We start from the raw sequence: 12,886 nt of genomic DNA, 5'->3' as shown, positions 1-12,886 counted from the left end.
ATGGAAAAACTTCAAGTTTCTAAAGAATGGTTACAAAAATACCAAGAAATCAAGCATATTTTGACCTCGTCTGTCAATTATGCAGCATGTTTTGAGATGAAAGAAATAGACGGAAAGGAAGTATTTGTCTTAGATATGGGGGAAGTGACCTTCCCAAGTGGAGAAATTTTAGTTAGAGATCCCTTGGTCTGGCTCCGTAGGAATGAAAAACCCTATCTAGAGACCGTTCCCAAAGGAACATTTCCTCTCAAAACCTTAGTAGTCAAAATCGAAGAAGATCATTATAGGTATGTTGCAACAAGAGTTCAATTTACAGATAAGCTTCCAGTTGTCTACTATGAAGCCTTAACTGGCACTGAAAATCTGGATTCGGTTGAAGAAGATTCTTATTTTGGATTTTCAGTCGATGCAGGCTTGGCAACCATTGTGGATGTTGAGACTAAAAATGCCTACTGTGATTTTGAAGAAAAATGGTATCAAGAAAATCCTGAAAAAAACATTTATGATGATTTCTTTGCGGAAATTTTTGCTCAAAATGCCATAGAATATCCCCTATATCAGCGAGAAGGCGGTGATTGGATAAACTTTAAAATCCCAGATACAGATCTGACTATTCCAATGATTCAGTCTGGTTTTGGAGATGGAAATTATCCTGTTTACTTTGGCTATGATAAGGATCACCAACTCTGTGATGTGGTTATCGAGTATATCTATCTTGGATAAGGAGTTGAATGATGTCACTCAATGAAGTTTATGATTATTTTCGTCACTATGATAAGGAAACTTATCAAGTTGTCGCCTGCATGGGTAATGAACCATCGGAAGAAGATGTTCAGGATTTTGAAAATCAATACGGCATTCGTCTGCCAGAAGATTTCAGGGAATTCACCATGTCAGCTCTGGGAGGTATCTTTATGGAGGTCAGAGAAGAGCTATGGCCAAGAGCCAAGGCTTACGATGTAGCACCATTTTGGACCTTCTGTCGAGGTATTAAGGTCTTGGGAATTGCAAATGGCATCCCAGACTTCTTAGACATTCGTCTTAAAACCAAGGAATTACACGCTCTGGGCTTTGTGGATTATATTCCATTTCTGTCTATCATTGGTGATGGAGATGTGATTTTCTGTTTTGATAAGGACAATCACATAGTTGCTCTAGACTGGTACAACAGTGGCGAAACCGAGGAGCTTAATTGTGATTTTTCAGAGCTTTTGCTTCATCAAATTGCAGAGCTAGAAGAACGTAAAAATGAGATGGTCAAGCTTTTGGAAAAGGGGAAATCTAGTCAATAATCTATAAGGAAATATCAGTTTGATAGTCCGTAAAAGAGGTTGGGACAAAAGATCCCGACCTCACTTTTTTTAGCAATCAAACTTTGACGCGGTAGATGATTGAACTTTTTGTTCGTCTTTTAGACTCCAAAAAGCTCCTAATCATCCTCGCGGGGCTGGGACTACGAAATCGAGACTTTGTCTATCGATTTCTGTCCCACCGCCTTTTTTAGTAAAACCATTCACTAAATGTACATTCAGATTTTTAAACTTTTCTACTAATTATAGAAAAAACAATCAAAAATATGATTTTTTGTGTTTAGGGTATTGAAATTCCCTATATTATTTTATAAAATAGGGGTAAAAGGCTATGAAAAAGTAATACGCTTACAATGAAATAGAAGCGGTTACTAAAGGAGGATTTTATGGAAAAAGGCCATTGGAATCGTAAAAGAGTCTACAGCATTCGCAAGTTTGCCGTAGGCGCTTGCTCTGTGATGATTGGAACCTGTGCGGTTCTATTTGGAGGAAGTGTCATTGGAGAATCACCAGTTTTCGCGGATGAAACTCCTATCGCCCGCACTGTGGAACAAGCAAAAGAGGAAAGTCCGGCAGTGGAGGAAAAAGAAGATCAAACTGTAGCAGAGCACAAGGATGTTACAAGTGTCGACCAAAGTCAAGCTGCTCCAATTGAAGCGAGCAAGCCAGAGAAGAAAGAAGATGAACCTGTAGTTCCAAAAGAGGAGAAAGCGTCACTAAAACCTGAAGAAACAGCTCCAAAGGTAGAATCTCAAGCTTCAAGTCAAGAAAAGCCTGTCAAGGAAGATTTGAAAGCTGCGACAAATGAAGAAGTGAATCAAATGATTGAAGATAGAAAAGTGAATTTTAATCAAAATTGGCACTTTAAACTCAATGCGAATCCTAAAGAAGCTGTGAAATCAGATGCCGATGTATCAACATGGCAAAAATTGGATCTCCCACACGACTGGAGTATCTTTAACGATTTTGACCATCAATCACCTGCCCAAAACGAAGGTGGACAGCTCAATGGTGGTGAAGCTTGGTATCGCAAGACCTTTAAGCTCGATGAAAAAGACCTTAAGAAAAATGTTCGTGTGACATTTGATGGTGTCTACATGGATTCTCAAGTCTATGTCAATGGCCAGTTAGTGGGGCATTATCCAAATGGTTATAACCAGTTCTCATACGATATCACCAAATACCTTCACAAAGATGGTCGTGAGAATGTGATTGCTGTCCATGCTGTCAACAAACAACCAAGTAGCCGTTGGTATTCTGGTAGTGGTATCTACCGTGATGTAACCTTGCAAGTGACAGATAAGGTTCATGTTGAGAAGAATGGGACAACTATCTTAACACCAAAACTTGAAGAACAGCAACATGGCAAGGTTGAAACTCATGTAGCCAGCAAAATCGTCAATACAGATGATAAAGACCATGAACTGGTGGCAGAGTATCAAATCGTTGAACGTGGTGGTCAGGCTGTAACGGGTTTGGTTCGTACAGCGAGTCGTACCTTAAAAGCACATGAATCAACAAGCCTTGATGCAATTTTAGAAGTTGAAAGACCAAAACTCTGGACAGTTTTAAACGATAAACCTGCCTTGTACGAATTGATTACGCGTGTTTACCGTGACGGTCAATTGGTTGATGCTAAGAAAGATTTGTTTGGTTACCGTTACTATCACTGGACTCCAAATGAAGGTTTCTCTTTGAATGGTGAACGCATTAAATTCCATGGTGTTTCCTTGCACCATGACCACGGAGCGCTTGGAGCAGAAGAAAATTATAAAGCAGAATACCGTCGTCTCAAACAAATGAAGGAGATGGGCGTTAACTCCATCCGTACAACCCATAACCCTGCAAGTCCACAGACCTTGCAAATCGCAGCAGAACTTGGTTTGCTGGTTCAGGAAGAGGCCTTTGATACTTGGTATGGTGGCAAGAAACCTTATGACTACGGACGTTTCTTTGAAAAAGATGCCACTCACCCAGAAGCTAGAAAAGGTGAAAAATGGTCTGACTACGATCTTCGTACCATGGTCGAAAGAGACAAAAATAACCCAGCTGTCTTCATGTGGTCTATCGGAAACGAAATCGGTGAAGCCAACGGCAATGCTCACTCACTTGCAACGGTTAAACGCTTAGTAAAAGTGATTAAAGATGTTGATAAGACTCGTTATGTTACCATGGGAGCAGATAAGTTCCGCTTTGGTGATGGTAGTGGTGATCATGAGAAAATTGCTGATGAACTGGATGCGGTTGGTTTCAACTACTCAGAAGACAACTACAAGAAACTTCGTGCGAAACATCCAAACTGGTTGATTTACGGTTCAGAAACATCTTCAGCAACCCGTACACGTGGAAGTTACTATCGTCCTGAACATGAATTGAAACATAGTAACGGACCTGAACGTCATTACGAACAGTCTGACTATGGTAATGACCGAGTTAACTGGGGTAAAACAGCAACAGATTCATGGACTTTTGACCGAGATAATGCTGGTTACGCAGGACAATTTATCTGGACAGGTACGGACTATATTGGAGAACCAACACCATGGCACAACCAAAACCAAACTCCCGTTAAGAGCTCTTATTTTGGTATCGTAGATACAGCCGGCATTCCAAAACATGACTTTTATCTCTACCAAAGCCAATGGGTTTCTGTTAAGAAGAAACCAATGGTTCACCTCCTTCCTCACTGGAACTGGGAAGATCCTACTCTAAAAGCAAATGTTGCTGATTCAGAAGGTAAGATTCCAGTTCGTGCTTACTCTAACGCTGCAAGCGTTGAATTGTTCTTGAACGGTCAATCTCTCGGAGTTAAGACCTTCAACAAAAAACAAACCAGCGATGGACGCACTTACCAAGAAGGTGCCAATGCCAAGGAACTCTATCTTGAGTGGAAGGTTGCGTACCAACCAGGTACTCTGGAAGCTGTAGCACGAGATGAAGCTGGAAAAGAAATTGCACGTGATAAGATCACTACTGCAGGCCAACCAGCAGGAGTTCGCCTCGTCAAGGAAGAACACGCAATCGCAGCAGATGGAAAAGACTTGACTTACATCTACTACGAAATCGTAGACAGTGAAGGAAATGTTGTACCAACTGCAAATAATCTGGTTCGTTTCCAATTACATGGACAAGGTCAACTGGTCGGTGTCGATAATGGGGAACAAGCCAGCCGTGAACGCTACAAGGCGCAACCAGACGGTTCTTGGGTCCGCAGAGCCTTTAACGGTAAAGGTGTTGCCATTGTCAAATCAACTGAACAAGCAGGTAAATTCACACTAACAGCCCATTCAGATCTCTTGAAATCGGACCAAGTCACCATCTTTACTGGTAAGAAAGAAGACCAAGAAAAGACCGTTCTCGGGACAGAAGTACCAAAAGTACGTACTGTTATTGAGAAAGAGCCAAAAATGCCGAAGACAGTCGGTTTTATCTACAGTGATGGCAGTCGTGAAAAACGTCCAGTAACTTGGTCTTCAGTTGATGTGAGCCAAGCAGGAGTTGTGACTGTTAAAGGTATGGCAGACGGACGCGAAGTTGAGGCCCGTGTCGAAATTCTAGCAATTGCAAATGAGCTTCCAACTGTTAAGCGTGTTGCTCCAGGAACAGACTTGAGTGCTGTTGACAAATACGTTTCTATTGCTGTTACGGATGGAAGCATACAAGAATACGAAGTTGATAAGTGGGAGATTGCGGAAGCAGATAAAGCTAAACTGTCGGTTGCAGGATCACGTATTCCAATGACTGGCCAACTGGGTGGTGAGACTATTCACGCTACCCTTGTAGTAGAAGACGGTGATGTTGCAGCACCTGTAGTACCAACTGTAACGGTTGGTGGTGAAGCTGTCACAGGACTTACTAGCCAAAAACCAATGCAATACCGCACTCTTGCTTATGGCGCTAAGTTACCAAAAGTCACAGCAAGTGCTGAAAATGCGGATGTTACTGTAGTCCAAGCAAGTGCGGCAAACGGCATGCGTGCAAGCATCTATGTTCAACCAAAAGATGGTGGCCCTCTTCAAACCTATGCAATTCAATTCCTTGAAGAAGCACCAAAAATTGACCACTTGAGGTTACAAGTAGAGAAAGCTGACGGTCTTAAAGAAGATCAAACAGTGAAATTGTCTGTCCTTGCCCACTATCAAGACGGAACACAAGCAGTTTTACCAGCAGATAAAGTGAACTTCTCTACAAGTGGTGAAGGGGAAGTCGCAGTTCGTAAAGGAATGCTTGAGTTGCATAAGCCAGGAACAGTCACTCTCAAAGCAGAATATGAGGGGGTTACAGGTCAAATCGATCTCACGATTCAGGCCAATACTGAGAAAAAAGTAGCCCAATCTATCCGTCCAGTAAACGTAGTAACAGACTTGCATCAGGAACCAAGCCTTCCAGCAACAGTAACAGTTGAGTATGACAAAGGTTTCCCTAAAGCCCACAAAGTCACTTGGGAAGCTATTCCAAAAGAAAAACTAGACCACTATCAAACCTTTGAAGTGCTAGGTAAAGTTGAAGGACTTGACCTTGAAGCGCGTGCTAAAGTCTCTGTAGAAGGTATCGTATCGGTTGAAGAAGTCAGTGTGACAACACCAATCGCAGAAGCGCCACAATTACCAGAAAGCGTCCGTACTTACGATTCAAATGGTCACGTTTCATCTGCCAAGGTTGCATGGGATGCGATTCATCCAGACCAATACGCCGAGGAGGGTGTCTTTACAGTTAATGGTCGCCTAGAAGGTACGCAATTAACAACTAAACTTCATGTTCGCGTATCTGCTCAAACTGAGAAGGGAGCAAATATTTCTGACCAATGGACCGGTTCAGAATTGCCACTGGCCTTTGCTTCAGACTCAAATCCAAGCGACCCTGTTTCAAACGTCAACGATAAATTGATTTCCTTTAATGACCGCCCAGCCAACCGTTGGACAAACTGGAATCGCAGTAATCCAGAAGCTTCAGTTGGTGTCCTATTCGGAGATTCAGGTATCTTGAGTAAACGTTCGGTTGATAATCTAAGTGTCGGATTCCATGAAGACCACGGAGTTGGTGTACCGAAGTCTTATGTGATTGAGTATTATGTCGGTAAGACCGTTCCAACAGCTCCTAAAAACCCTAGCTTTGTAGGTGAGGAAAACCATGTCTTTAACGATCCTGCAAACTGGAAAGAGGTAAGCAATCTCAAAGCACCAGCTCAATTAAAAGCTGGAGAAATGAATCACTTTAGCTTTGATAAAGTTGAAACCTATGCTGTCCGTATTCGTATGGTTCGACTTGATAGCAAGAAAGGAACATCTATCACAGAGGTACAAATCTTTGCGAAACAAGTTGCGGCAGCCAAACAAGGACAAACGAGAATCCAAGTTGACGGTAAAGATTTAGCAAACTTCAATCCTGATTTGACTGACTACTATCTTGAGTCTGTAGATGGAAAAGTTCCTGCAGTAACAGCAAGTGTTAGCAACAATGGTCTTGCTACCGTTGTTCCGAGCGTTCGCGAAGGTGAGCCAGTTCGTGTTATCGCTAAGGCTGAAAATGGTGATATCTTAGGAGAATACCGTCTGCACTTCACAAGCAATAAAGATTTGCTCTCTCGTAAACCAGTTGCAGCTGTCAAACAAGCTCGCTTGGTACAAGTAGGACAACCGCTTGAATTGCCAACTAAGGTTCCGGTTTACTTCACAGGTAAAGACGGCTATGAAACAAAAGACTTGGCAGTTGAATGGGAAGAAGTTCCAGCAGAAAATCTGACAAAAGCAGGTCAATTTACTGTTCGAGGCCATGTCCTAGGTAGTGATCTTGTTGCTGAGTTCACTGTACGAGTGACAGACAAACTAGGCGAAGCTCTCTCAAATAACCCAGAGTATGATGAAAATAGTAACCGCGCCTTTGCTTCAGCCACTAACGATATTGATAGAAATTCCCATGACCGTGTGGACTATCTCAATGACGGAAATCATTCAGAAAATCGTCGTTGGACAAACTGGTCTCCAACTCCATCTTCTAATCCAGAAGTATCAGCAGGTGTGATCTTCCGTGAAAATGGCAAGATTGTAGAACGGACTGTTGCGCAAGCCAAACTTCATTTCTTTGCAGATAGTGGTACGGATGCACCATCTAAACTTGTTTTGGAGCGCTATATCGGCCCAGATTTTGAAGTCCCTACCTACTATTCAAACTATCAAGCCTATGATGCAGCCCATCCATTCAACAATCCAGAAAATTGGGAAGCTGTGCCTTATCGTGCGGATAAAGACATTGCAGCTGGTGATGAAATCAACGTAACATTTAAAGCTGTCAAAGCCAAAGCCATGAGATGGCGTATGGAGCGTAAAGTTGACAAGAGCGGTGTTGCGATGATTGAGATGACCTTCCTTGCTCCAAGCGAATTGCCTCAAGAAAGCACTCAATCGAAGATTCTTGTAGATGGAAAAGAACTTCCTGATTTCTCTGAAAACCGTCAAGACTATCAAGTAACTTATAGCGGACAACGTCCAAAAGTTTCAGTTGAGGAAACAGACCAAGTGGCTTCAACAGTTGTAGATAGCGGAGACGATAGCCTTCCAGTACTTGTTCGTCTTGTTTCAGAAAGTGGAAAACAAGTCAAGGAATACCGTATCCAGTTGACCAAGGAAAAACCAGTTTCTGAGAAGACAGTTGCTGCTGTACAAGAAGAACTTCCAAAACTCGAATTTGTTGAAAAAGATTTGGCCTACAAGACGGTTGAGAAAAAAGATTCAACACTGTATCTAGGTGAAACTCGTGTAGAACAAGAAGGAAAAGTTGGTAAAGAACGTATCTTTACAGCGATTAATCCTGATGGAAGTAAGGAAGAAAAACTTCGTGAAGTGGTAGAGGCTCCGACAGACCGCATCGTCTTGGTTGGAACGAAACTAGGAACCTCCCTTCCAGAAGATGAAGTGAAGAACCTTGTCCTTAACAGACCAGAACTTGTAATCGAAGAAGAAACAATTGACTTCAAGGTTCAGGAACGTAAGTCTGATAAGTTGTATCTAGGTGAAACTCGTATCCTCCAAGAAGGTCAAAAGGGTATTCGCATTCACTTGATCGAGGTTGAAAATGGTAAGCGGACTGAAAAAGAAAGCTATGATAAAGTTATAGCTCAGGATCGCATCGTAGAAGTAGGAACGAAGCAAGGAACCTCCCTTCCAGAGGATGAAGTGAAGAACCTTGTCCTTAACAGACCAGAACTTGTAATCGAAGAAGAAACAATTGATTTCAAGGTTCAGGAACAAAAGAACGATAAGCTTCCAGCAGGTCAAACCCGTGTTCTCCAAGAGGGACAAAAAGGTATCCGTGTTCACTTGATCGAAGTTGAAAATGGCAAGCGAACTGAAAAAGAAAGCTATGATAAAGTCGTGGCTCAGGATCGCATCGTAGAAGTAGGTACGGCTGGTGAAACGACTAAACCAGTACCGCAAGAGTCTACAAAACCACAAGTATCAGAAAAAGCAGATACAAAACAAAACACTTCAAGTGCAGCTAGTCAGGTTCAAAAAGAACAGTTACCAAATACAGGAAGTGCAGAAGGTCAAGCAGCAGTAGCAGCAGGTTTAGCTCTTCTTGGTTTGAGTGCAGGACTAGTAGCCACTAAAGGCAAAAAAGAGGATTAGAATTTCTACGATATGAAGAGATGGGGACAAAATAGATTTATATTTTAAAAACTCTTCATTATGAATTTTGAAAATCTAATAGATTAAATAAAAAGTGAACCAAACTATTCTGGGACAATCAGAATTCTGTTTAGTTCACTTTTTGTTATGTTCTAAACTTTTATTTTAATATATTTCTACTATGTTAAGTCTTATAACAGTATATAGATTGATAAATTGGTTATATTTAGTTTTATGAATAAAGGGACATTATTTATTGAAAGGGAGTGGAAATATTAAAGGAATGGATTCTTTAAAGTTGACATTTCGTAAATAAATTCTTTAGTAATGAAATAAATCAATTAAAATATATATGTTATAATAAACTTGATAAGTTCTATTATATCATGTGCTGTAAGTGAATATAATTTTATCAAGAATAGAGCATGGTGTTATTATGGATACGTCACTATATTGTGGAGGTGTTGCGTACGTAGAATTGAATACTTAATTTTTTATCGATATACAAATAGAAAGGTTGGTCATAATGGATAAGATAAAAAAATATCTCGGTTTTCTGGTATTCCCTCTTTTATTCTTGATGATGCTTTTCCCGGCGGGTGAAGCACATGCGGCAACTGATATCACGAGTAAAGTCAAAATAGATGACTTGAAGATTACTATAGCATCTACAGGAAGCGAGACTGAAGGAATTCATGGTTCAAATGATACTTCGATGAAATTGAAATATTCGGGTAAATTCTCATTTCCCAATGTGGCAGCTAATGAAATCAAGGATGGTGATTACTTTATCGTAAAGGCTCCAGATAACTTGAGTTTGACGGATGGTAGTCTGGATTTGATTGATTCGACATCAAATATCAAAATGGGGACTGTCCGAGTGGAGAATGCTAACCATCGGCTGGTATTTACCTTCAATGACAAGGTGAAGGACAAGCAAAATATCCGTGGGGACTTTGTTGCAGAAGCAACTGAAACACTCAAAAAAGAGGGGAAAACGGTTACCTATGTTTTACCAGATGGTAAAAAACAGACCATCACGTATAAAGTGAATAAATATGAACAGACTGACGTGATTGGAGAAACCATTACAAAGTACGGTTATAACGATAACAATAAGGCGAGAGCACATTTTCAGATGAAGATTAATCGCGCTAAGAAAGATATGACTGGACATGTGGTGAAGATTACAGATGACGTTTCAAAGGGAGCCTTTGCTAACTATGTGGAAGGTACTTTCTATATGCATGAAGCGGAATTCGAAACGACGAATACGAATTCATCTGCTCTTAAACGTTTAGGTGATGAATACGAAATCACAACCGATCCGGAGGTATACAAGGCTAACTCAGATAAAAAAGCTTTGTTGACCTTTGTCAACGGGAAACGAGGATTTGAGTTGCTCATGCCGACCAATATGGGTACAAAGAGCTTTTTCTTAACGTATGATACGTCCTCACCAGCAGATACTTCAACGATAAGTAACTCAGCGCAGTACTTGATTGATAACCAACCACAACTTATTTGGGAAAAATACGGAGGTAGTACCGGAACCAGAACAGAGGCAACGTTTAATTTAAAGTCTGTTAAATCTGTAGGTGCAACTGTTACTGCTGATATTGCTGGAAAGATCAAAATCACAAAATTCGATGAAGCGGATGCAGATATTAAGTTGGCAGGCGTTGTCTTTGAAATCCGTGAGAAAACCACTAATAACTTGGTTGATACCGTTACAACAGATAAAGACGGAATTGCTCTTTCAGAGGCTCTCAGTGATGGTAAGTATATTGTTAAAGAAAAAACTCCTAAATCAGGCTATCAGGTAAATAGTCAAGAGTTTGAAGTGGAGATGAAAGATGGAAAAGGTGTTCCCCTCAATATCTCTAACAAACGTGTGACAGTTGACTTTGAAGCAACCAAGACTTGGAAAAACGGAAAAGCAACTGACTACAAAGAAGTCAAACTCGGTTTGTATGTGCACAAAGAAGGACAAACTGTTGCAGATGCAAAACCTGTTACCGGGAACTACACCCCTGAAGTAACCGTGTCGAACGGTGTCTACACTTATAAGTGGAAAAATCAACTTCCTGAACGTGATGTTGATGGGACGAAATTAATCTACTCTGTTCGCGAACTTCAAGACCAGACAAACCTTCCTTTGAAAGAAGGAGAGAAGGTCAAAGTAGGCGACAACAGCTATGTTGTATCCTATAACGGAAACAACAAAGTCACCAACACTTACGAAGTTCCAAAGACAAACGTGACGGCTAAGAAAGTCTGGGTTGGCGGTCAGGAACATATTCGTCCAACTGTCTACTTCAAATTGTACCGTACACCAGAAGGTGGAGCGATTGAAGAAGTGGCTGGTGTTAGTCAAAAAGAAGTTCCCAAAACAGATGGAACTGTAGAATGGACAGACCTTCCTGCGACTGATGAGCACGGTGTGAAGTACACTTATAGTGTGATGGAAGTCGATGAAGAAGGCAATCTCATTGCAGATCCGATAGACGGTTATACTCCTAGCCAAACGGCCCCTCTTACTATCACCAATACCTATAGTGCTTCACCAGCTGAGGCTGTAATTGAAGCTAAGAAAAAATTGGAAGGTCGTCCAACAGAGCTTCAAGACGAAGAATTTGAATTTATCTTGAAAGATAATGATGGAAAAGAAGTTCAAAGAATCAAGAATAAAGGTACTAATGCTGATGGAACTGGTCGCGTAGTCTTCAAGCCTATTAAATTTACAAAAGAAGGACATTATCAGTACACCATTGTGGAAGCAAAAGCAGGTGAAACTGAAAATGGTATCACCTATGATAATAGAACAGTTCCTGTAATTGTACACGTCTATGATAATGGAAGAGGTCAGCTGGTTGCTTGGGTTGAGAAATTAGAAATTTCTCAAGTAGCACTTCCAGCAGCTGAATTTTCAACTTCAGCACCTGGTTCTAATCTTGTACCACCAATCTCTGGTGCCATCAACACCATTACAGATGCCGGAATTCAAACATTCGTCAATACTTATAAGCCTGCTAATGTGAAAGCTCCTGTTTCAGCAACCAAATCATTCATCAATAAGAACACTGATAAGCCAATTCAGCTTCAAGGTGGTGAATTCGAGTTTGCCTTGTTTGAGAAAAATGGTACAGCTCCAATTCAAACAACAACAAATGATGCAGCTGGAAACATTAAGTTTGAAGATTTAGAATTCAATAAAGCTGACACTTATCATTACACCATCGTTGAAAAGAATGCTGGGACAACTGATAAAGGAATCACTTATTCTAACAAGACTATCGAAGTAACGATCAAAGTTGTTGACAACGGTAAGGGAGCGCTTGAAGCAACTGTTACCTATGACAATAACGACAGCACTTTCGAAAACACCTATAAGGCTGAAAATACCAAAGCTGTTCTTGAAGTAGATAAGAAACTAAGCAATCGCAATCTCGAAGCTGACATGTTCGAATTTACGTTGACAGACCAAGTTGGTAACGTTGAAAAAGCGAAGAATGGTGCTGACGGAAAAGTTAAGTTCTCAGAGTTGACATTTGATGAAGCAGGTACTTACACTTACACTATTAAGGAAGTAAAAGCTGGCACAACGGAGAATGGTATCACCTACGATGCTAAGACCGTCACAGCTACAGTAACTGTAACCGATGATGGTCAAGGTAAATTGCATAAAACGGTTGAATACCGCAGTGATGCAAGTGATGGTAGCACAAGTTTCACTAATGTTTACACACCAGCTAAAACACAGGTTCCAGTGAAGAAAGTTTGGAATGATGGCGAGAACCAAGATGGCAAACGTCCGGGCTCTATTACTGTTAAACTTCTAGCAGATGGTGTTGAAACTGGTCAAACACGTGAATTGAATGCTGCGAACAACTGGCAAGCTATTTTCACCGATCTGGATGCAGATAAAGGTGGCACTCCAATCGCCTATAC

4 protein-coding genes are annotated in these 12,886 nt (G+C 41.0%); all 4 read left to right on the top strand.

Going from position 1 to position 12,886, the window contains the following annotated elements:
* The gene (locus ATE34_RS05960; RefSeq protein ID WP_084911318.1) at positions 1-723 is read left to right on the top strand and encodes a DUF4241 domain-containing protein; all 723 of its coding nucleotides are present in this window, start codon (positions 1-3) and stop codon (positions 721-723) included.
* Positions 724-734: 11 nt separating this feature from the next.
* On the top strand, positions 735-1,292 hold the full coding sequence (locus ATE34_RS05955; RefSeq protein WP_084911317.1) for an SMI1/KNR4 family protein: 558 nt from the start codon (positions 735-737) through the stop codon (positions 1,290-1,292).
* 404 nt (positions 1,293-1,696) lie between these two features.
* Positions 1,697-8,935, top strand: coding sequence for an LPXTG-anchored adhesin/beta-galactosidase BgaA (bgaA, locus tag ATE34_RS05950; protein ID WP_084911316.1), 7,239 nt, complete (start codon positions 1,697-1,699; stop codon positions 8,933-8,935).
* 526 nt (positions 8,936-9,461) lie between these two features.
* The coding region (locus ATE34_RS05945; RefSeq protein ID WP_142357481.1) for a Spy0128 family protein at positions 9,462-12,886 on the top strand (3,425 nt) is incomplete at its 3' end.

Source organism: Streptococcus oralis subsp. tigurinus, assembly GCF_002093545.1.
In the GTDB taxonomy this organism is placed as follows: domain Bacteria; phylum Bacillota; class Bacilli; order Lactobacillales; family Streptococcaceae; genus Streptococcus; species Streptococcus oralis_C.
This window is presented reverse-complemented; position numbering and strand designations above follow the sequence as displayed.

Excerpts from the sequence above, each read along its gene's own strand:
- ATE34_RS05960 (WP_084911318.1), top strand. The coding sequence starts at position 1 with ATGGAAAAACTTCAAGTTTCTAAAGAATGGTTACAAAAATACCAAGAA.
- ATE34_RS05955 (WP_084911317.1), top strand. The coding sequence starts at position 735 with ATGTCACTCAATGAAGTTTATGATTATTTTCGTCACTATGATAAGGAA.
- bgaA (WP_084911316.1), top strand. The coding sequence starts at position 1,697 with ATGGAAAAAGGCCATTGGAATCGTAAAAGAGTCTACAGCATTCGCAAG.